Below are 20,987 nucleotides of genomic sequence, written 5' to 3' on the forward strand. Positions count from 1 at the left end.
AGGCTCACTCCTACAATTGGAATGCGTTACCTGTAGGAGTGAGCCTGCTCGCGATAGGGCCCGTCCGGCTAACCGAGAACTATTGCGCAGACCTTGCCGGCAACAGCTTCAAGGTACTGCGAGTATTGGCCGTCACCTCTTCCTCGCTGAAGTGCGCCTGCACATACATCCCCTCGACGTACTCTTCGGCCTGATCGTCATAGTGGCTGTCGAACGGCACGCCGCTCTGGCCGACCGGGTTGATGGTCAGGCTGTGCGCCGGGTCGGCGAAATCCACCAGGCGCCGCGTCGAAGGCCCATAGGTCACCGGCCACGGCGCCGGGCCGAGCTTGGCCGAGAGATTGTTCGGCACTTCATGACTGCCGGGCGCAGCGAACGGCCCGACATTGACGATGCGGTCCAGCGGCTTCTGCTGACCCAGCGGATGACCGTGGGTCAGGGTGTGCGCCGTGCCCCATTGCCAGTCGGACGGATTGTCGCCGAGGGTCTGTTTCAGGTGCGTCATGCTCGCCTGCCACGCCGCTTTGACTACGTCGGCGCGGGTTTCCTTGTTCGGCGTGTTGCGGTTGTCCCACCACGGTGAGTCCGCGTTCGCCGCCAGGCGCGGCAGGGCCGCGTCGATCACCCGGGTCGACAACAGCGTTTCGAAGAAATCGTTGCCCAGCTCATCACGCATCGCCGCATCGGCGAGATCGTAGAGGAACTGGTTGAACACTGTGGCGTTGACCGAATCCAGCGGATAGTCGCCTTGCCACTGCGCCAGTTGCTCGACCAGTTTCAGTTGCGCCGGATCACTCACCACTTCACGCAACACCGGCAGCAACGGCGCCAGGGTGCGCGGGCCGTAGGCGGTGGTGGTGCCCAGTTGCAGCTTCTGGTTGGCCTCGTTGCTCCACTTCAGGCTCTTGTCGCTGAGCTGGCGGTTGAGCTGCTGGCCGCGATCGGCGAGGTTGTAGTAACCGGGGATTTCCATCCCGGTCGGCGACAGCGGCTGGAAGTTGGCCGAGACGATGTAGCCGCGCGCCGGATTTTCTTCCTGCGGGTTGGCGCTGAACGGGTAGTAGCCGTCCTTGTCCGCCTGATTGCCGCTGCCGTCGAGAATGAACTCCGGGCGCACGCCCGTCGGGCGTTTCGGCAACAGCGCCGAGGCCCACCATGCAATGTCACCCTTGGCGTTGGCGTAGACGATGTTCAGCCCCGGCGCCTGCACCTTGGCTGCCGCCGCACGGGCCTTGGCCAGGGTGTCGGCGCGGTTGAGCTGGTAGAAACCTTCGAGGATCGGGTTCGGCGTTTCGAGAAACGCCCACCACATGGCGATCGGCGTTTTACCGGCGGCAGTGCCGAGGACGTCGTTGACGATCGGGCCGTGGGGCGACTGGCGCAAGGTCAGCGTCACCGGCGCCTGGCCCTTCACCGCGATCTGCTGCTGGGTGCTGACCAGATCGGTCCACTGGCCGTGATACCAGACCTGATTCGGGTTGTCCGGGTTGACCTTCTCGGCGATCAGATCCAGATCGTCGTTCTGGAACATGGTCAGGCTCCAGCCGAAATCCAGGTTGTGCCCCAGGAATGCGAACGGCACCAGCGCCTGATGATGGCCGTAGAGCTCAAAGCCCGGTGCCGACAGTTGCGCCTCGTACCACACCGACGGCACCGAGAAGCGAATGTGCGGGTCACCAGCCAACAGCGGTTTGCCGCTCTGGCTACGGCTGCCGGCGATCACCCAGGCGTTGCTGCCTTCGAATTGCGGCAGGCCGTTTTCAATCAGCGCCTGCTCGCTGAGGCGGGCGAGGGCGTTGAGGTCTTGCCAGTCACCGGCGGCGAGGGTCGGCGACTTCTTGGCCTGACCTTTGACGAGCACGCCTTTGGGCTGCCAGTCGAGGTCGAAAACATTGAGGTAATCAGCGCCGAGTTGATCGCGCACGTAGGTCAGCAGTGGCTCGGTGCGAAACGCCGCGGCGAAGCTGTAGGCCATGTAACCGGCGACGCTGATGCTGTCTTCGGCGGTGAACGGCCGCTTGGGGATGCCCAGCACGTCGAACTCGATCGGCGCGACGTGGCTGTCCTGATATTGGTTGATGCCGTCCAGATAGGCTTGCAGGGCCTTCCACGCGGGTGACTGTTTATCGAGACTGGAGACATAACGGGCGGCGCGTTCACGGATGCGCAGGCTGCGAAACAGTTTGTCGGTGTCGAGCAGCTTCGGCCCGAGCACTTCTGCCAGTTCGCCACGCGCGAGGCGGCGCATGGCTTCCATCTGGAACAGTCGGTCTTGAGCGTGCACGTAGCCGAGGGCGCGATACAGATCGGTTTCGTTCTCGGCACGAATATGCGGCACCCCGCGTTCGTCATAGCGCACGGTCACCGAACCTTGCAGATTGCGCAGCTCTACCTGGCCCTGACGCGTCGGTTGCTTGCTATAGACGTACCCGCCGACTCCGGCGAGCAGGACAACGATGAGCAAGGCAAGAACGGTGAAGACGCGTTTCATGGTGACTCCTTGTGCATGCGGGATTGCCGCCCGTCGGGCTGCAAACAATTAGCACAGACCTTCCGTGCCGTGCATCGCTGTCCTCGAAAAGTCCGGAATGCCTTACTGCGCCAGCACCGGCCACGGGCAATAACAACCGACCGCCAGGGTGTGCGTGGCGTTGACCGGGCGATCTTCGGTCAGGGCATTGAGGATCGGTTCGATAAAACTGTTGCTGGAGTTGCAGGTCAGCCCTTCGCTGTAGGGGCCGAAGTACGCCAGTTTGCCGCTGCGATCCCAGATCGCCACGGCGGGGCTGGCCGGGATCTGCTCGGAACCGGGCAATACCGCGATGGTTTTCAGATTGCTCAGGGTGGCGGGTAACTGGCCGTGGGAGCCGGCGCGCTGCACGGCGAAGAATTCCACACCGCGCGCGCCGTACTGCTCGACCATCTCGGTCAGGTGCTGTTGATTGCCGACGTTGCACGGGCAGGCCGGGTCCCAGAAGTGCACGAGACGGATTTTGCCGGGGCCGGCCAGCTCATCCGGCAGGCGCAACGGATCACCGGAAAACACCGCGGTGTGCTGACTGAACGCGCGCAGATAGCGTCCCTGAAACCAGTCGTACGCCGCCCACAGCACCCCGGCACACACAAGCGCGAGCAGGCTGGCAAACAGTGCGGTGCGGTAGGGCGAGCGCATGGTTTTTCGATCCTCGAAGGTGGGCTAGCTTGCCATGCTTGCCGCAACAGATGAATATCGCAGGCCGATAAAGTCTGTTTACCGCTTTGGAATACCTGCATGCCTGACACTTTCGATGCCGATCATTTACGCGCCAGCCTCAAGCCTTTGGCCCAGTGGCAGCCGTTGTCGGACGAAGCCAAGGCGTATCAGCGGTTCTATCAGACCGACTTCCCCGAGCGCGATGTCTGGCGCGGCATGGGCCGGTTCGAAGTGGACGGTTATGAGCTGGTCAGCCATTGCTGGTGGCCGGAGAAGGTCAAGGGCACGCTGTTTCTGCTGCACGGTTTTTACGATCACACCGGGCTGTATCGACATGTGATCGAGTGGGCGCTGGATCAGGATTTTGCCGTCATCGCCTGCGACTTGCCGGGTCATGGTTTGTCGAGTGGGCCGCGGGCGAGCATTCGCGACTTCTCCGAATACCAGGACGCCTTGCAGGCGTTGTTCGCTGAAGCCCGTTCGATTGCCCTGCCGCAGCCCTGGCACCTGTGCGGGCAAAGCACTGGCGGCGCGATCGTCGTCGACCACGTGCTCAATCATGGCGAGAACAGTCCGGCGCAGGGTCAGTTGATTCTGCTGGCGCCGCTGGTGCGTCCGCGCGCCTGGGGCTGGTCGCAGCTCAGTTATTACCTGCTGAGGCCTTTCGTGCGGGGCATCGCCCGGCGCTTCAGCGAGAACTCCAACGACCCGGATTTCCTGCCGTTCCTGCAGACCGATCCGTTACAGCCCAAACGCTTGCCGACCGCGTGGGTCGGTGCGCTGTCGCGCTGGATCATCCGTGTGGAACACGCGAAAAAAAGTCCGCGACGGCCGCTGATCATTCAGGGGCAGGCGGACATGACCGTGGACTGGCAGCATAACTTGCAGGTGCTGAAGTGGAAGTTCGACCGGCCACAGATTCTGCTGCTGCCAGAGGCGCGGCATCATCTGGCGAACGAGACGCTGGAAATGCGCGAGGAGTATTTCGAGTTTCTGAACAAGCGGATCAGGGGGCGGAATCTCTAGCGTCTTCGAGGGCCTTATCGCGAGCAGGCTCACTCCTACAATTGATCGCGGTCTCCTGTAGGAGTGAGCCTGCTCGCGATGGCGGTCTGAAAGGCGATAAAGATTACTGGCTGTGGTTCGAGGAGCTTTGCCCCACCGCCAACCCCGCCCGGATCGCCGCCAGCGCCGCCTGGTAATACGCCTTGCCCTCGCTGGACTCGGCGAAGGTCGCGAACTGCTCCAGTTCGGCATCCGACAGATCGCGATAAACGTAGAGCAGCGTGTTGTTCAAATCGGCGCCGATCTGCTCCATCAAACGCTGGCGCTGACCGTTCAACATGCCTTGCGCCTGACCGCCGCCGAGCAGGCCGGGGATCATCGAACTCAGACTGTCCGCCGCCACCCCGGCAATCGCCAGGCTGACTTCCGCGCCGGCCTCGCGGGCGGGCAGGGCCTGGGCCAGATGGCCGATGATCAGCAGGCGGCTGTCGCTGGCCTGCATCTTCGGCAGGCCCTTGGCGTTCTTCGCCAGTTGATCGCGACGGGTGGCGAGTAATTCAGCGGCGACGATTTTCTTGCCCAGCGGTGACTGGAAGAAAGTCAGCGCCGGTTGTGGATCGGCAAGGTGCTGGCGCAGTTGCGCTTCGGCACGCTGATCCATCGCCTGGGGGGCGAAGCGCTGGTTGCTGTTGTTGACCAGGGCTTGAAACACCGCCGGCGGCAGGTTGTTCTGGTAGCGCTGCTGCGCGGCACTCAGGGCATCATTGAAATGCGCACGTTGATCTGGCCAGCCGGCGATCTTGTACAACTGATCGTGGCCGTCCGCCCAGGCGGGCAAAACGCAGAACATCAACAGTGAAAAAAGCAAACGGCGCATAGGGACTCCTGTCAGCAGCGGACTATTCTCCGTGCGGTGCCGGTACTTGTCGAGAATTCGTAGCAAGCCGCTGCGTGGCTCTGTCGGATTTCCTGCCGCCGGCATACTATGCGCGCCATGCAAATATCCTCTGAACACCCGCTGCTGTTACGCATCGTCGACGACCTGGCCGAACACGGCTGGTCGCAGCAGAACATTTTCCTGCCCGCAGGTTTGACCCGTGAGCTGGCGGCCGAGTGCCGCAAACGTGAGGCCGAGGGTGAACTGGCGCCGGCGGCGGTAGGCCGTGGGCCGTTTTCAGAGATTCGCGAGGGTATTCGTGGCGACCACATCCAGTGGATCGACCCGGGCCAGGCCGAAGCCAGCGACCGTTATCTGAACCTGATGGAAAGCCTGCGCGAGGCGCTCAATCGCGGGCTGTTCCTCGGGCTCGAGGATTTCGAGTGCCACTTCGCCCTGTATCCGCCGGGCGCGTTTTACCGCAAGCACGTCGACCGTTTTCGCGACGATGACCGGCGCATGGTTTCGGCGGTGGTCTATCTCAATGACGCGTGGCTGCCGGAAGACGGCGGTCAGTTGCGCATGTATCTGGACGAAGACCGGGTCCACGATGTGCAACCCACCGGCGGCTGTCTGGTGGTGTTCCTCTCCGGTGAGGTGCCGCATGAAGTGCTGCCGGCGCACCGCGAACGCCTGTCGCTGACCGGCTGGTTCCGCCGCCGTGGCAACGAGCCGTTCTGATATGCAGAAGATTCTGGTCAGCCGCTGCCTGTTGGGCCACCACGTGCGTTACGACGGCGGGGCCAGCGGGCCGTTCGATCTGCTCGAACAGTGGATCGCCGAGGGCCGCGTGGTACCGCTGTGTCCAGAGGTAGCTGGCGGTTTGCCAACCCCGCGTGCTGCGGCGGAAATCCCCGGCGGGCAGGGCGCCGAAGTGCTCGATGGCAAGGCGGCGGTGATCACCACCGAGGGCGAGGACGTCAGCGCGCAGTTTCTCGATGGTGCGCGGCAGGCGCTGGCGCTGGTGCAAAAGCACGGCATCCGCGTGGCGGTGCTCAAGGCCAACAGTCCTTCTTGCGGGAATTTGCTGACCTATGACGGGACGTTCAGTGGCGTCAAAGTCTCTGGCGAAGGCGTGACGGCAGCATTGCTCAAGCGCCATGGTGTGCAGGTCTTCAGCGAGCTCGAATTGTCTGAGGCCGCAATCGCCCTGACCCACCTCAACTGAAAGCCAACCGTAGACCCCTGTAGGAGTGAGCCTGCTCGCGATAGCGGTCTATCAGCACATGAGTGAATGACTGACAGACCGCTATCGCGAGCAGGCTCACTCCTACAGGGTTTGTGTGTTCATTTAGGTTCGGTGAACCACTTCTCGGACAACGCCGCCAACCGCCCATCCGCCTTGATCCGCTGCAATGCACCCGCAAGGCTCGCCTGAAACGCCGGATTACCCTTCTGAAACGGAATCGCCAACTCCACCGGCACCGCCGTCTTCGGCTTCTCCTCGGTCAGCGCCTGTACCAGCACCATCGGTCGAGGCTGCTCATCCTTCTTCGCCAGCAGCTGCGAATCGACCTTGCCGTAAGGCTCGCTGACGTCGAAACGATCCTTGAGTTCAGGTGTCAGTGCTATGTGGTTGAGCGCAACGTCGTACTTGCCGCTTTCAACGCCCTGGAGCAGGTCGGCTTCGTCGGTGACGATGAAGTCGGCGCGCACATCCAGCTCGTTGGCCAGCAGTTGCCCAAGCTCGACCTCGAACCCCGTGAGTGTGTCGCCATCCTTGAAATTGAAGGGCGGTGTATTAGCCTCAAGGGCAATGCGCAACTCGCCACGGTCGTTGACGTCATCAATCAGTTCGGCGTGAGCCAGAGGGCTCAGAAGGGGTAGCAGGCAGATCAGGCCAGGCAGAAAGCGCATGGTCACTCCTTTGAAATCATTATTGCGATGCTCTGAGTCAGGCTCGCTTTGCTATGGTTGTCGAGTGCCTTCGACAACGAATGGTCATGAAGTTGTCATGACCGCGCGGATTTTACGGAAAAACTGGAGAAGAGAATGAAAACGTTTATGTCACGAGCAGCCTTGGCTGGCCTGTTGATGGGTGTTTCAGTGCTGGCCAGTGCAGCGACCCCGGCACCCAAGGGCGCCGAAGTGTTCATCGTTTCTCCCGAAGACGGGGCCACGGTTTCTCAGGAGTTCAAGGTCAAGTTCGGGGTCAAGGACGTTGCGCTGGCACCCGCCGGTGACGTCACCAAGAACACCGGGCACCATCACCTGCTGATTGATGCCAAGGAAATCGTTCCGGCCGGTTCCGTCGTGCCGACCGACGCCAACCATATGCACTTCGGCAAGGCGCAAACCGAGGCCACAATCAAACTGGCCCCGGGCAAGCACACCTTGCAACTGGAGCTGGGCGACAGCGGCCACATGGCGTTCGATCCGCCGATCGTGTCGAAAAAGATCACCGTCAACGTCGAATGACGTTTTCGCACGCATGAAAAAGGGAGCCCGAAGGCTCCCTTTTTTTGTCGCTCAGCGTCGGGTCAGAACAACACGCGGCTACGGATAGTACCGTTGACGTGTTGCAGCTTCTCTTGCGCCAGCTCCGAGTACTCGGCGTCGACGTCGATCACCACGTAACCGACTTTCTCGTTGGTCTGCAGGAACTGACCGGAGATGTTGATACCGTTTTCGGCGAAGACCTTGTTGATCTCGCTCATCACACCCGGGATGTTCTCGTGGATGTGCAGCAGGCGGTGCTTGCCAGGGTGGGCCGGCAGGGCCACTTCCGGGAAGTTTACCGACGACACCGAAGTACCGTTGTCGCTGTACTTGACCAGTTTTTCCGCCACTTCCAGACCGATGTTGGCTTGTGCTTCGGCAGTCGAACCACCGATGTGCGGGGTCAGGATCACGTTGTCCAGGCCACGCAGCGGGCTTTCGAACTCTTCGTCGTTGGAGCGAGGCTCCACCGGGAACACGTCGATGGCCGCGCCGATCAGGTGCTTGTCCTTGATCGCGTCCGCCAGGGCGTCCAGCTCGACCACGGTGCCGCGCGCGGCGTTGATCAGGATGCCGCCCTTCTTGATGGCGCGGATTTCCTTCTCGCCGATCATCCACTGGGTCGCAGCGGTTTCCGGAACGTGCAGGGTGACGATGTCGGACATGCCCAGCAGCTCGTGCAGGTTGCCGACCTGAGTGGCGTTGCCCAGCGGCAGCTTGGTCACGGTGTCGTAGAAGAACACCTGCATCCCTAAGCCTTCCGCCAGAACCGACAGCTGAGTACCGATCGAGCCGTAGCCGACGATGCCGAGTTTCTTGCCACGGATCTCGAAGGAGTTGGCTGCGGACTTGATCCAGCCGCCACGGTGGCAGGAAGCGTTTTTCTCAGGGATGCCGCGCAGCAGCAGGATCGCTTCGGCCAGCACCAGTTCCGCGACGGAGCGGGTGTTGGAGTACGGCGCGTTGAACACGGCGATACCGCGCTCGCGGGCAGCACTCAGGTCAACCTGGTTGGTGCCGATGCAGAAACAGCCGACCGCGACCAGCTTCTTCGCGTGATCGAAGATCTCTTCGGTCAGTTGGGTGCGCGAACGAATGCCGATGAAGTGAGCGTCAGCGATCTTTTCCTTGAGCTCGGCTTCCGGCAAGGAGCCTGTCAGGTATTCGATGCTGGTGTAGCCCGCCGCCTTGAGGACGTCGACAGCCGATTGGTGGACGCCTTCGAGAAGAAGGAACTTGATCTTGCTCTTATCGAGAGAAGTCTTGCTCATCTGCGTAAACCTGTATCCCGGAGAAAAATGGCAGGAAATGGTCAACAGACATTGACCTGGACGACAAGAAAGCCGTCACCGCAGAACTGGCCTTGGGCACTGGCCTGCGGGGTCGGTATGCTAGCATAGCCACCCCGCTAAACACTCATTCCTGCGACGTGAAGCGTCTTCAGGATGACCATGAATTGTTCGAGAGTTCTGTCGATGACCAATCCTGCCCTGATTGATGAACTGAAGACCCTGGTCGAGCTTGGCAAGGTCCTGACCGACGCCGACTCCCTGAACGCGTACGGCAAGGATTGGACCAAGCACTTCGCGCCCGCGCCGTGCGCCATTGTATTCCCCAAGACCATCGAACAGGTGCAGGCGATCGTCCGTTGGGCCAATACCCACAAAGTGGCGCTGGTACCGTCGGGCGGGCGCACCGGGCTGTCCGCCGCCGCCGTCGCCGCGAATGGCGAAGTGGTCGTCTCGTTCGACTACATGAACCAGATTCTCGACGTGAACCTCACTGACCGCACCGCCGTGTGTCAGCCGGGCGTGGTCACCGAGCAGTTGCAGAACGTCGCCGAAGAAAACGGCCTGTATTACCCAGTGGACTTCGCTTCCGCCGGTTCCAGTCAGATTGGCGGCAATATCGGCACCAATGCCGGCGGGATCAAGGTGATTCGCTACGGCATGACCCGTAACTGGGTCGCCGGCCTGAAAGTGGTTACCGGCAAGGGCGATGTGCTGGAGCTGAACAAGGACCTGATCAAGAACGCTACCGGTTACGACCTGCGCCAGTTGTTCATCGGCGCCGAAGGCACCCTCGGCTTTGTGGTCGAAGCGACCATGCGTCTGGATCGCGCGCCGAAAAACCTCACCGCCATGGTGCTCGGCACTGCCGACTTCGACTCGATCATGCCGGTGCTGCACGCCTTCCAGGGCAAGCTTGATCTGACCGCGTTCGAATTCTTCTCCGACAAGGCCCTGGCCAAAGTACTGGGCCGTGGCGATGTGCCGGCGCCGTTCGACACCGAGTGCCCGTTCTACGCGCTGCTGGAATTCGAGGCGACCAGCGAAGAAGTAGCCAACACGGCGCTGGAAACCTTCGAGCACTGCGTTGAGCAGGGTTGGGTGCTGGACGGTGTGATGAGCCAGAGCGAAACCCAGCTGCAGAACCTGTGGAAGCTGCGCGAGTACATCTCCGAGACCATCTCGCACTGGACGCCGTACAAGAACGACATCTCGGTCACCGTGTCGAAAGTCCCGGCATTCCTGCAGGAAATCGACGCGATCGTCGGCGAATACTACCCGGACTTCGAAATCGTCTGGTTCGGCCATATCGGCGACGGCAACCTGCACCTGAACATTCTCAAGCCGGATAATCTGAGCAAGGACGAGTTCTTCGCCAAGTGCGCGACCGTCAACAAGTGGGTGTTCGAAACCGTCGAGAAGTACAACGGTTCGATCTCCGCCGAGCACGGCGTGGGCATGACCAAGCGCGACTACTTGACCTACAGCCGTTCTCCGGTCGAAATCGAGTACATGAAAGCGGTCAAAGCGGTGTTCGACCCGAACGGCATCATGAACCCGGGCAAGATCTTCGCGGTTTGATTGGCAATCCCCTGAATCAATGAAGGCAGGAGTCGGTAAATGAGCTATCAGCACCAGTACGTCGACGGCACGCGCATTCACTTCCCGATCGGGAAAGTGGTGTGCATTGGCCGTAATTACGCCGAACACGCCAAGGAACTGGACAACCCGGTGCCTACCGAGCCGTTGCTGTTCATCAAACCGGGCAGTTGCGTGGTGCCGCTGGAAGGCGGTTTCAGCATTCCGACCGAGCGCGGTTCGGTGCACTACGAAGCGGAAATCGCCGTGTTGATCGGCAAGCCGCTGTCGACCAAGCCGAGCCGCGAAGAAGTGCTGGATGCGATCTCCGGTTTCGCCCCGGCGCTGGATCTGACCTTGCGCGACAAGCAGGCCGAACTCAAGTCCAAGGGCCTGCCATGGGAAATCGCCAAGTCGTTCGACGGCGCGGCGGTGATTGCCCCGTTCGTGGTTGGCAGCACTTTCTCTGATCTGACCGACATCGGCATTCGCCTGACCATCAACGGTGAAGTGCGCCAGGACGGCAACAGCAGCGCCATGCTCAACCCGATCGTGCCGATGATCCAGCACATGGCCGGCTGCTTCTCGCTGCAGGCCGGCGACGTGATCCTCACCGGCACGCCAGTGGGCGTCGGTCCGCTGAATGTCGGCGATGACATCGTGCTGGAACTGGTTGGCGCGAGCAGCTTCAGCAGCAGCGTTCGCTAACCGCGAAACCGTAACACCCTGTGGCAGCGAGCCTGTTGTGGTGAGGGGATTTATCCCCGATGGCCTGCGCAGCAGTCCCAGTTTTTGGGGCCGCTTCGCAGCCCATCGGGGATAAATCCCCTCACCACAGTGCCCGCTCCCACCTCGCTTTGTGGTGTCCTGAAGAAGGTTGGCGGCACACGCCAATCCCGCCATTTGCCGTTTTTTTCACATCCTGTCCGGATAATTCCTCGCATTCTGGCGTCTGAGCCGGCCTCTTTGTGCTATTACCCTTAGCCTGAATTTTCGGAACGCGCCCCTGATGTCAGCTCACACTCAGCTCAATCCTCCTCGTCGCTCACGTTTCGCCCTGCGCTGGTATGTCTGGCTGTTGCTGGTGCTTGCCGCCGCGTATGGCCTGGCGTTTGCCATGCACTGGGACGACCGTGGCCTGCTGTGGCTGCGCGAGCGCTTCGAGAGCCAGACCGAGCAAAAGGCGAGTATCTGGCTGCCGGACTATCGGGCGGTGATCGACGGCAAACTGCTGCCGGGCATGGAAAAGGACGAGGCCTCGGACCTGTCCTACAACCCGCAGACCAAAACCCTGTTTTCGGTGATGGGCAAGAATCCGTTTCTGGTCGAACTGACCCTGAAGGGTGATGTGCTGCGCAAGATGCCGCTGGTGGGCTGGAGCAATCCGGAGGGCGTGACCGTGATGGAAAACGGCCTGATGGCGATCGTCGATGAGCGCGAACACCTGCTGACCATCGTCAAGGTCGATGCCAACACCCGCGAGCTGAATATCGCCGACTTCCCGAAATACGATCTCGGTCCGTCGAAAAACCAGAACAAGGCATTCGAAGCAATCACTTGGGATCCGCACAATCAACAGCTACTGCTGGGCGAAGAGCGTCCGCCGGCGCTGTTTACCTGGAAGAGCGACGGCAGCCAGATCCTCAAGGGCGACAAGCAGAAGCTGGCCAGCGATGAACTGGATATCCGCAACCTGTCGGCGCTGGCGATCGACCCGCGTACCGGCCACACCCTGGTGCTATCGGCCGACTCGCACCTGTTGCTGGAACTGGACGAGAAGGGCGAGCAGGTCAGCTTCATGACCCTGCTTGGCGGCTTCAATGGTTTGAAGGACACCATCCCCCGCGCCGAAGGCGTGACCATGGACGACGCCGGTACGCTGTACATGGTCAGCGAGCCGAACCTGTTCTATCGCTTCGAAAAGCAGAAATAACCACCTTTCACTAATCCTCATGTAGGAGCTGCCGCAGGGTTGTCTTGTGGCCTGAGGCAAGTGGCCATTAAGCTTCAGTTCAGACAGGCGTGATATTTCATCCGCCTGTTTTGATCCCGAGCCTGCCTGAATGCGTCGACTTGCCCGCCCCAAGCCCCTGTTTATCATCCTGTCGGTTGTTGTCCTGATCGTGTTGATCGCGATCGGCCAATACCTGCGCCTGTTCGAGCGCGCCTGGTTCAATCTGCATACCTTGTGGCAGCCGTTGAGCAGCGAGGCCATTGGTCTGGATCAATACCGGGTCGAGGTCGAGGCCAGGGTCATCGACGGCCTGAACGACGATGTCTCGGCGCTGACCTACGATCCGGTGCGCAAAAGCCTGTTCACCGTGACCAACAAGAATGCCGAGCTGGTCGAGTTGTCCCTCGACGGCAAAATCCTGCGGCGCATCGCGCTGATCGGCTTCGGCGATCCTGAAGCGGTGGAGTTCATCAGCGCCGACACCTATGTGATCACCGACGAGCGCCAGCAACGCCTGATCAAGGTTCATCTTGAGCGGGACACCACGTTCCTTGATGCGGCGGACGCTGAACAGATGACTCTGGGCGTGCACATGAGCGGCAACAAGGGCTTCGAAGGCCTGGCGTACGACTCAGTGGGCAAGCGTCTGTTCGTCGCCAAGGAGCGCGATCCGATGCTGATTTATGAAGTGCACGGATTTCCGCACTTCAATCCGGAAAAGTCCTACGCGGTGCACGTGATCAACAACCCCAAGCGCGATGCCGGGATGTTCGTGCGCGATCTGTCGAGCCTGCAATACGACGAGCGCAGCGGCCATTTGCTGGCGCTGTCCGACGAGTCGGGGCTGATTCTGGAACTGGACGTGGACGGGCGGCCGTTGAGCACGCTGTCGCTGAACAAAGGTCGCCAGGGTTTGCAGAAGCGCGTGCCGCAGGCCGAAGGCATTGCGATGGATGACGACGGGACGTTGTATCTGGTGAGTGAGCCGAATCTGTTTTACGTCTTCAAAAAGCCAACCCAGCCCTGACCTACACCTCAAATCAATGTAGGAGTGAGCCTGCTCGCGATAGCGGTGTGTCAGTCGACATCAATATCAACTGACAGGCCGCTATCGCGAGCAGGCTCACTCCTACAAGGGTATTTCATCTACCCACATAATGTGGGTGATCGGGCTTACTCAGCCTTCAGCGTCTTCACACCTTCGCTGGTCCCCAACAACAGCAGATCCGCCGGACGCGCCGCGAACAGGCCATTGGTGACCACGCCGACGATCGCATTGATCTGCGCTTCCAGCTCCACCGGGTTGGTGATCTGCAGGTTGAACACGTCGAGGATGATGTTGCCGTTGTCGGTCAGCACGCCTTCGCGGTACACCGGGTCGCCGCCCAGTTTCACCAGTTGGCGGGCGACGTGGCTGCGGGCCATCGGGATCACTTCGACCGGCAGCGGGAATTCGCCCAGCACCGGCACCAGTTTGCTGGCGTCGGCGATGCAGATGAAGGTCTTGGCCACGGCCGCGACGATCTTCTCGCGGGTCAGGGCCGCGCCGCCGCCCTTGATCAGGTTCAGGTGCGCGTCGCTCTCGTCGGCGCCGTCGACGTAGAACTCCAGGTCGCTGACGGTGTTCAGCTCATACACCGGAATCCCGTGGCCCTTGAGGCGCGCCGCAGTGGCTTCGGAGCTGGCAACCGCGCCATCGAATGCGCCCTTGTGCTGGGCCAGTGCATCGATGAAGCAGTTGGCGGTGGAGCCGGTGCCGACCCCGACGATGCTCTTGTCGTCGAGTTTCGGAAGGATGAAGTCGACGGCGGCCTGAGCCACTGCCTGTTTGAGTTGATCCTGGGTCATGCGGGCTCCGGAAGCGGGCAAGGTGAGTTCGGAAAGGCCGGCATTATAGCCGCAAGCCGGGCTAAAACCTCCTGATTCGTGTGGTCGCACGGGCAAAAGCCGGGTTAGACTCGTCGGCCCCGCCCAATCGCCAGTGATGCTTTCCGATGCTCGAACAGTACGTCAAAAAGATCCTCACCTCGCGCGTTTATGACGTTGCCGTAGAAACCCCGCTGCAGAACGCTCGCCAGCTCTCCGAGCGGCTGGGCAATGACATCTGGCTCAAGCGCGAAGACTTGCAGCCGGTGTTCTCGTTCAAGATTCGCGGCGCGTACAACAAGTTGACCCAGCTGACTGACGAAGAGCGCGCCCGTGGCGTGGTCACCGCGTCGGCGGGCAACCATGCGCAGGGTCTGGCGCTGGCGGCGAAAGTGCTGGGCGTGAAAGCGACCATCGTGATGCCCAAGACTACTCCGGAGATCAAGGTCGAAGGCGTGCGTTCGCGCGGCGGCAAAGTCGTGCTGCACGGTGATTCGTTCCCGGAAGCCTTGGCGTACTCGCTGAAACTGGTCGATGAAAAGGGCTACGTCTACATCCACCCGTACGACGATCCCCACACCATTGCCGGGCAGGGCACCGTGGCGATGGAAATTCTGCGTCAGCACCCGCAACCTCTGGACGCGATCTTCGTGCCGGTCGGCGGCGGCGGGCTGATTGCCGGTATTGCGGCGTACGTGAAATACCTGCGTCCGGACATCAAGGTCATCGGCGTCGAGCCGGACGACTCCAACTGCCTGCAAGCGGCCATGGCCGCCGGCGTGCGCGTGGTGCTGCCGACCGTAGGCATCTTCGCCGACGGCGTGGCCGTGGCGCAGATCGGCCAGCACACCTTCGACATCTGCAAGGATTACGTCGACGAAGTGATCACCGTCAGCACCGACGAGATCTGCGCGGCCATCAAGGATATTTACGACGATACCCGCTCGATCACCGAACCTGCCGGCGCCTTGGGCGTGGCCGGGATCAAGAAGTACGTCGAGTTGCGCGGCGTCAGTGGCCAGACCTTCGTCGCCATCGACTCCGGGGCCAACGTCAACTTCGATCGCCTGCGCCACGTCGCCGAGCGCGCCGAGCTGGGCGAGGGTCGCGAAGCGATCATCGCCGTGACCATCCCGGAGCAGGCCGGCAGCTTCAAGGCGTTTTGCGAAGCGATCGGCAAGCGCCAGATCACCGAATTCAACTACCGCTACAACACCGGCAGCGAAGCGCACATCTTCGTCGGCGTGCAGACTCACCCGGAAAACGACCCGCGCAGCGCACTGCTGGCGAGCCTGACCGAGCAGGGCTTCCCGGTACTCGACCTGACCGATAACGAATTGGCCAAGTTGCACATCCGCCACATGGTCGGCGGCCACGCGGCGCACGTGATCGACGAAGTGGTGTTTCGCTTCGAATTCCCGGAACGTCCGGGCGCGCTGTTCAACTTTCTCAACAAGCTCGGCGGGCGCTGGAACATCTCGATGTTCCACTATCGCAATCATGGCGCGGCGGATGGTCGTGTCGTCGCAGGCCTGCAAGTACCGCATGACGAGCGTCATCTGGTGCCGGCGGCACTTGAAGAAATCGGCTACCCGTACTGGGATGAAAGCGAGAACCCGGCCTATCAGCTGTTTCTTGGCTGAGCGGCTACGCTGATGGGCAGGCCCTGAGGAAATCGAACAATGGAAACGTTAACTGCCCTGAAAGCCGCGCACATGGTCGCCACTGTAGTATTGCTGGCTGGTGCGCTCGGGTTGGGAGTCTGGGTTTTTCTGGCGCGCCGCAAAGGTGATGCAACGGCTGGCAGCCGCACCTTGCAACGGCCACGGGTGTTCATCTGGCTGTTGATGGGCCTGGCGTTGTTGAGCATGCCGTTCACCGGCTGGGGCATGGTGCATCTGGTCGGCTGGCCGCTGGGGCAGACCTGGCTGCTGGCCTCCAGCGTGCTGTACACCGTGGCGGCGCTGGCGTGGTTCTGGTTGCTGGTGCGGTTGAATCGCTTGCGCAAGGCGCCGGGCGGCGTTGGCAGGTTCACTTTTGCCTTGGCGTTGTTCAGTGTTGTCTGCTTTATCGCCATTGCCGGGTTGATGGGCGCCAAGCCTGTTTAAGGCTTGAGACCGCGTCGACCCCATCGCGAGCAGGCCCCCTCCCACATTGGATTTGTGTTGTGAACACCATCCCCTGTGGGAGCGAGCCTGCTCGCGAAGGCGTAATCAGCCGCGCAACGAAATCACCGGCCAGCCCCGCTTCTCGGCCTCGGCCCGCAGATTCGGATCCGGGTCAACCGCCACCGGGTTCGCCACCTGCTCCAGCAGCGGCAGGTCATTCATCGAGTCGCTGTAGAAATAGCTGTCATCCAGCGAATGCCCGGTTTCCTCCAGCCAGCGATTCAGGCGCGTCACCTTGCCTTCGCGGAAGCACGGAATGTCGGTGCTGCGCCCGGTGTAGCGGCCATCGATCATCTCGCACTCGGTGGCGATCAGGGTTTCGACGCCCAGGCGCACCGCAATCGGCGCGGTGACGAAGCGGTTGGTGGCGGTGATGATCACCAGTTTGTCGCCGGCGTCGCGGTGCTGTTTGAGCAGTTCCAGCGCCTTGGGCAGCATGATCGGCTCAATGCAGTCGCGCATGTAATCGTTATGCCACTGCTCAAGCACGGCCATTTCGGTGCGACCGAGGATTTCCAGGCAAAAGTTCAGGTACGCGGCGTTATCCAGTTGGCCGGCCAGGTAATCCTGGTAGAACTCGTCGTTGCGCTGCTTGTATGCAACCGGGTCGAGGAAGCCGCGTTCGCACAGATAGTCGCCCCAGGCGTGATCGCTGTCGCCGCCCAGAAGGGTGTTGTCCAAATCGAATAGAGCCAGGCGCATTGCAGTTACCCGCTGAAAAGTCAGTAAAAAGGCGACAAGAATACGGTCTTTTCACAAGAGTGCACATAAGGTAGGAACCTTCGTTGCCGCCTTATCAAGCTTTGTGGAACAATGCGGCGACATGCGTTTGCGAGGTTGTTGCCGTGATCGACCCCGATGGTTTCCGCCCCAATGTCGGGATCATTCTGACGAATGACGCCGGCCAGGTGCTATGGGCTCGCCGTATCAATCAAGATGCCTGGCAGTTTCCACAAGGGGGAATCAACCCCGAGGAGACGCCGGAAGACGCCTTGTACCGCGAGCTGAACGAAGAAGTTGGCCTGGAACGTGAAGATGTTGAAATACTGGCCTGTACCCGGGGCTGGTTGCGCTATCGTTTGCCGCAACGTCTGGTGCGTACCCACAGCCAACCGCTGTGCATCGGCCAGAAGCAGAAATGGTTTCTCCTGCGCCTGATCTCCAACGAGCAGCGGGTGCGGATGGATTTGACCGGTAAACCGGAGTTCGATGGCTGGCGCTGGGTCAGTTATTGGTATCCGTTGGGCCAGGTGGTGACATTCAAGCGCGAGGTGTATCGACGCGCCCTCAAAGAGCTTGCCCCGCGCCTTTTAGCGCGCGACTGACGACGGAGTTCGACCCCGAGCCATGCTCAATACGCTGCGCAAGATCGTCCAGGAAGTTAACTCCGCCAAGGATCTCAAGGCGGCGTTGGGGATTATTGTGTTGCGCGTCAAAGAGGCCATGGGCAGCCAGGTCTGCTCGGTCTACCTGCTTGATCCCGAGACCAACCGCTTCGTCCTGATGGCCACCGAGGGCTTGAACAAGCGCTCGATCGGCAAGGTCAGCATGGCACCCAACGAAGGTCTGGTGGGTCTGGTCGGCACGCGTGAAGAACCCCTGAACCTCGAAAACGCCGCGGATCACCCGCGCTACCGCTACTTCGCCGAAACCGGCGAGGAGCGCTACGCCTCGTTCCTCGGGGCGCCGATCATTCACCACCGCCGCGTTGTCGGCGTGTTGGTCATCCAGCAGAAAGAACGCCGCCAGTTCGATGAAGGTGAAGAAGCCTTCCTCGTGACCATGAGCGCGCAGCTCGCCGGCGTAATCGCCCACGCCGAGGCCACCGGGTCGATCCGTGGCCTGGGCCGTCAGGGCAAGGGCATTCAGGAAGCCAAGTTCGTCGGCGTACCGGGTTCGCCGGGTGCGGCGGTCGGTACTGCGGTGGTCATGCTGCCGCCGGCGGATCTGGACGTGGTGCCAGATAAAACCATCACCGACATCGACGCCGAGCTGGCGCTGTTCAAGACCGCCATCGAAGGCGTGCGCGCCGACATGCGCGCGTTGTCCGCCAAGCTTGCGACCCAGCTGCGCCCGGAAGAGCGTGCGCTGTTCGACGTCTACCTGATGATGCTTGACGATGCCTCGCTGGGCAGCGAAATCACCACCGTGATCAAGACCGGCCAGTGGGCCCAGGGCGCGCTGCGTCAGGTGGTCACTGAGCACGTCAACCGTTTCGAACTGATGGACGACGCCTACCTGCGCGAGCGTGCGTCGGACGTCAAAGACCTCGGTCGGCGCCTGCTGGCCTACCTGCAGGAAGAGCGTCAGCAGAATCTGGTCTACCCGGAAAAAACCATTCTGGTCAGCGAAGAACTGACGCCGGCGATGCTCGGCGAGGTGCCGGAAGGCACGCTGGTCGGTCTGGTGTCGGTCCTCGGTTCGGGTAACTCCCACGTCGCGATCCTGGCCCGGGCCATGGGCATTCCGACGGTGATGGGCCTGGTTGACCTGCCGTACGCCAAGGTTGACGGCATCGAAGTGATCGTCGATGGCACCCGCGGCGAGGTCTACACCAACCCCAGCGATGTGCTGCGCAAGCAGTTCGCCGAGGTGGTCGAAGAAGAGAAACAGCTGGCGCTGGGCCTCGACACCCTGCGTGATCTGCCATGCGTGACCCTCGATGGCCATCGCATGCCGTTGTGGGTCAACACCGGTCTGCTGGCCGATGTGGCGCGGGCGCAGAAGCGCGGCGCCGAGGGTGTCGGCCTGTACCGCACCGAAGTGCCGTTCATGATCAACCAGCGTTTCCCGAGCGAAAAGGAACAACTGGCGATCTACCGCGAGCAACTCGCCGCGTTCCACCCGCAACCGGTAACCATGCGCAGCCTGGACATCGGCGGTGACAAGTCGCTGTCGTACTTCCCGATCAAGGAAGACAACCCGTTCCTCGGCTGGCGCGGGATTCGCGTGACCCTCGACCACCCGGAAATCTTCCTGGTGCAGACCCGCGCGATGCTCAAGGCCAGCGAAGGCCTGAACAACCTGCGGATCCTGCTGCCGATGATCTCCGGCACCCACGAACTCGAAGAAGCCCTGCACTTGATCCACCGGGCCTGGGGCGAAGTGCGTGACGAAGGCACCGACGTGCCGATGCCGCCAATCGGGGTGATGATTGAAATTCCGGCTGCGGTGTACCAGACCAAGGAGCTGGCGCGGCAGGTGGACTTCCTGTCGGTCGGCTCCAACGACCTCACCCAGTACCTGCTGGCGGTGGATCGCAACAACCCGCGAGTGGCCGACCTCTACGACTACCTGCACCCGGCGGTGCTGCAAGCCCTGCAAACCGTGGTCCGCGACGCGCATGCCGAAGGCAAACCGGTGAGCATCTGCGGCGAAATGGCCGGTGATCCGGCAGCGGCGGTGCTGTTGATGGCGATGGGCTTCGACAGCTTGTCGATGAACGCCACCAACTTGCCGAAAGTGAAGTGGATGCTGCGTCAGATCAACCTGAGCAAGGCCAAGGATCTGCTGGCGGAGCTGATGAAGATCGATAACCCGCAAGTGATCCACAGCTCGCTGCAACTGGCGCTGAAGAATCTCGGGTTGTCGAAGATGAATCCGCCGGCGGTCAACAAGGCCCTCTGAAAGGCTGATGGCCCCTTCGCGAGCAAGCCCGCTCCCACAGGGATTTGTGTCGATCACAGAACCAATGTGGGAGCGGGCTTGCTCGCGAAGGCGTCAGTCCCGCTACCGCTAAACCTGAACCTCCACCTCACCCAAATGCCCGCCATACGGCCCGAAACTGCGCTCGACCATTCGCCGCGTGCCGTCCGCCTGCACGATCAACGCCGTACTCGCCCGTGTCCCGTAACTTTGACTGGCAATAAACACACTCGACAGTAACGATTCAGTCGCCAGCCCGACCCCGGTGTCCGGCAATTCATTAAACGGCGCGGTCTGCGCATCGCTCAGTAACCCCAGCAGTCGCGCAGGCTGCGGATCATCCAAGACCGCGCTCAGGGCCGCCTTGGCCTTGAGCAACTTCGGCCATGGGGTATCCAGCCCGGCATTCGATAGCCCGTAAACCCCGGGCTCGAGCATCACCGGTTCAGACGTCCGCGCATTGAAGTGCCACAGCTCGTGGGCATTGCCCAGCAGCAGGTTGAACCCGGCGTACTCCGGCGCGCGACCGGCCACATCTCGCAAATAATCATCAATCGAAGCATCACCCGTGAGAAAACGCGCCACCAGCTCTCCCCGCGACTTGCGCGCCGGCGGCTGGTGCGGATCGCGGATATTGGTCAGCGCGGCGAAGCGCCCGTTGGCGCCGATCCCCAACCAGGTGCCGCCAGCCTCAAGATCGCGCCCGGCATGCACGTGCGGCGCGTCGGCCCATGGCGCCAGCGGCAGGCTCGGGCGGGCGTAGAACTCGTCACGGTTGGCCGCGACGATCAGCGGCTGGGCATGGCCCGGGCGCCAGGCGAAAACGATCAGGCACATAAGGTGGTCCTTGTGTGTTTTCTGCTCACTCTACGCAGTCGGCGTCCGTGCATCCATCGTCAGTGGAGCCAAAGGG

General features: G+C 61.5%; 20 protein-coding genes. 12 read left to right on the plus strand and 8 right to left on the minus strand.

Going from position 1 to position 20,987, the window contains the following annotated elements:
* Nucleotides 1–79 precede the first annotated feature (79 nt).
* On the minus strand, nt 80–2,491 hold the full coding sequence (locus AC3WMV_RS19925) for a penicillin acylase family protein (protein ID WP_103369650.1): 2,412 nt from the start codon (nt 2,489–2,491) through the stop codon (nt 80–82).
* 102 nt (nt 2,492–2,593) lie between these two features.
* On the minus strand, nt 2,594–3,172 hold the full coding sequence (locus AC3WMV_RS19930; RefSeq protein WP_097088900.1) for a DUF6436 domain-containing protein: 579 nt from the start codon (nt 3,170–3,172) through the stop codon (nt 2,594–2,596).
* Nucleotides 3,173–3,271: 99 nt separating this feature from the next.
* On the opposite strand from AC3WMV_RS19930, the gene bipL reads away from it, so the two are divergent.
* The gene (bipL, locus tag AC3WMV_RS19935; RefSeq protein ID WP_103369651.1) at nt 3,272–4,219 is read left to right on the plus strand and encodes a phospholipase BipL; all 948 of its coding nucleotides are present in this window, start codon (nt 3,272–3,274) and stop codon (nt 4,217–4,219) included.
* A 103-nt stretch (nt 4,220–4,322) separates the two neighbouring features.
* Here bipL and AC3WMV_RS19940 read toward each other — a convergent pair whose 3' ends face one another.
* The gene (locus AC3WMV_RS19940) at nt 4,323–5,075 is read right to left on the minus strand and encodes a DUF2059 domain-containing protein (protein WP_103369652.1); all 753 of its coding nucleotides are present in this window, start codon (nt 5,073–5,075) and stop codon (nt 4,323–4,325) included.
* A 108-nt stretch (nt 5,076–5,183) separates the two neighbouring features.
* Here AC3WMV_RS19940 and AC3WMV_RS19945 point away from each other — a divergent pair, with 108 nt between their 5' ends.
* Together AC3WMV_RS19945 and AC3WMV_RS19950 are read left to right on the plus strand one after the other, a co-directional pair.
* Nucleotides 5,184–5,816, plus strand: a complete 633-nt coding sequence (locus tag AC3WMV_RS19945) for a 2OG-Fe(II) oxygenase (protein ID WP_103369653.1) — start codon at nt 5,184–5,186, stop codon at nt 5,814–5,816.
* Between the two features lies 1 nt (nt 5,817).
* A complete protein-coding gene (locus AC3WMV_RS19950; protein ID WP_103369654.1) occupies nt 5,818–6,303 on the plus strand; it encodes a 2-thiouracil desulfurase family protein in 486 nt (161 codons plus the stop codon).
* Nucleotides 6,304–6,422: 119 nt separating this feature from the next.
* On the opposite strand, the gene AC3WMV_RS19955 is transcribed toward AC3WMV_RS19950, so the two are convergent.
* Complete coding sequence (locus tag AC3WMV_RS19955; RefSeq protein ID WP_103369655.1) at nt 6,423–6,992, minus strand: transporter substrate-binding domain-containing protein; 570 nt, start codon at nt 6,990–6,992, stop codon at nt 6,423–6,425.
* A gap of 135 nt (nt 6,993–7,127) precedes the next feature.
* On the opposite strand from AC3WMV_RS19955, the gene AC3WMV_RS19960 reads away from it, so the two are divergent.
* Nucleotides 7,128–7,553 carry a DUF4399 domain-containing protein gene (locus tag AC3WMV_RS19960; RefSeq protein WP_027610528.1) on the plus strand — a complete coding sequence of 142 codons (426 nt, stop codon included), beginning with the start codon at nt 7,128–7,130 and terminating at the stop codon, nt 7,551–7,553.
* Nucleotides 7,554–7,615: 62 nt separating this feature from the next.
* Here AC3WMV_RS19960 and serA read toward each other — a convergent pair whose 3' ends face one another.
* Nucleotides 7,616–8,845 (minus strand): phosphoglycerate dehydrogenase, encoded by a 1,230-nt coding sequence (gene serA / locus AC3WMV_RS19965; protein ID WP_003229219.1) that lies wholly within the window; start codon nt 8,843–8,845, stop codon nt 7,616–7,618.
* 204 nt (nt 8,846–9,049) lie between these two features.
* Between serA and AC3WMV_RS19970 the strand changes: the two genes are divergently transcribed.
* The 4 genes from AC3WMV_RS19970 (at nt 9,050) to AC3WMV_RS19985 (ending at nt 13,422) form a co-directional block, all read left to right on the plus strand.
* Nucleotides 9,050–10,444, plus strand: a complete 1,395-nt coding sequence (locus tag AC3WMV_RS19970; RefSeq protein ID WP_103369656.1) for an FAD-binding oxidoreductase — start codon at nt 9,050–9,052, stop codon at nt 10,442–10,444.
* Between the two features lie 39 nt (nt 10,445–10,483).
* Entirely contained in the window at nt 10,484–11,149 is a 666-nt protein-coding gene (locus AC3WMV_RS19975) for a fumarylacetoacetate hydrolase family protein (protein ID WP_103369657.1), read from the plus strand.
* 301 nt (nt 11,150–11,450) lie between these two features.
* On the plus strand, nt 11,451–12,374 hold the full coding sequence (locus tag AC3WMV_RS19980; protein WP_103369658.1) for an SdiA-regulated domain-containing protein: 924 nt from the start codon (nt 11,451–11,453) through the stop codon (nt 12,372–12,374).
* 130 nt (nt 12,375–12,504) lie between these two features.
* Nucleotides 12,505–13,422 (plus strand): SdiA-regulated domain-containing protein, encoded by a 918-nt coding sequence (locus AC3WMV_RS19985; protein ID WP_103369659.1) that lies wholly within the window; start codon nt 12,505–12,507, stop codon nt 13,420–13,422.
* Between the two features lie 146 nt (nt 13,423–13,568).
* Here the strand turns inward: AC3WMV_RS19985 and rpiA are convergent, their stop codons facing one another.
* Nucleotides 13,569–14,243, minus strand: coding sequence for a ribose-5-phosphate isomerase RpiA (gene rpiA, locus AC3WMV_RS19990; protein WP_007913886.1), 675 nt, complete (start codon nt 14,241–14,243; stop codon nt 13,569–13,571).
* Nucleotides 14,244–14,389: 146 nt separating this feature from the next.
* Here rpiA and ilvA point away from each other — a divergent pair, with 146 nt between their 5' ends.
* Together ilvA and AC3WMV_RS20000 are read left to right on the plus strand one after the other, a co-directional pair.
* Nucleotides 14,390–15,904: a threonine ammonia-lyase, biosynthetic gene (gene ilvA, locus AC3WMV_RS19995; protein ID WP_103369660.1), complete on the plus strand. Its 1,515-nt coding sequence runs from the start codon at nt 14,390–14,392 to the stop codon at nt 15,902–15,904.
* A gap of 39 nt (nt 15,905–15,943) precedes the next feature.
* Nucleotides 15,944–16,369, plus strand: coding sequence for a DUF2269 domain-containing protein (locus AC3WMV_RS20000; RefSeq protein WP_097088915.1), 426 nt, complete (start codon nt 15,944–15,946; stop codon nt 16,367–16,369).
* A gap of 105 nt (nt 16,370–16,474) precedes the next feature.
* Here the strand turns inward: AC3WMV_RS20000 and AC3WMV_RS20005 are convergent, their stop codons facing one another.
* Nucleotides 16,475–17,131, minus strand: a complete 657-nt coding sequence (locus AC3WMV_RS20005) for a histidinol-phosphatase (protein WP_103369661.1) — start codon at nt 17,129–17,131, stop codon at nt 16,475–16,477.
* A gap of 143 nt (nt 17,132–17,274) precedes the next feature.
* Here AC3WMV_RS20005 and AC3WMV_RS20010 point away from each other — a divergent pair, with 143 nt between their 5' ends.
* Together AC3WMV_RS20010 and ptsP are read left to right on the plus strand one after the other, a co-directional pair.
* A complete protein-coding gene (locus AC3WMV_RS20010) occupies nt 17,275–17,754 on the plus strand; it encodes an RNA pyrophosphohydrolase (protein ID WP_003229203.1) in 480 nt (159 codons plus the stop codon).
* A gap of 22 nt (nt 17,755–17,776) precedes the next feature.
* Nucleotides 17,777–20,056 (plus strand): phosphoenolpyruvate--protein phosphotransferase, encoded by a 2,280-nt coding sequence (ptsP, locus tag AC3WMV_RS20015; protein ID WP_047596633.1) that lies wholly within the window; start codon nt 17,777–17,779, stop codon nt 20,054–20,056.
* 108 nt (nt 20,057–20,164) lie between these two features.
* Here the strand turns inward: ptsP and AC3WMV_RS20020 are convergent, their stop codons facing one another.
* Nucleotides 20,165–20,911 (minus strand): NRDE family protein, encoded by a 747-nt coding sequence (locus AC3WMV_RS20020; protein WP_103369662.1) that lies wholly within the window; start codon nt 20,909–20,911, stop codon nt 20,165–20,167.
* Nucleotides 20,912–20,987: the final 76 nt, after the last annotated feature.

The organism is Pseudomonas sp. FW305-3-2-15-E-TSA4 (genome assembly GCF_058787295.1).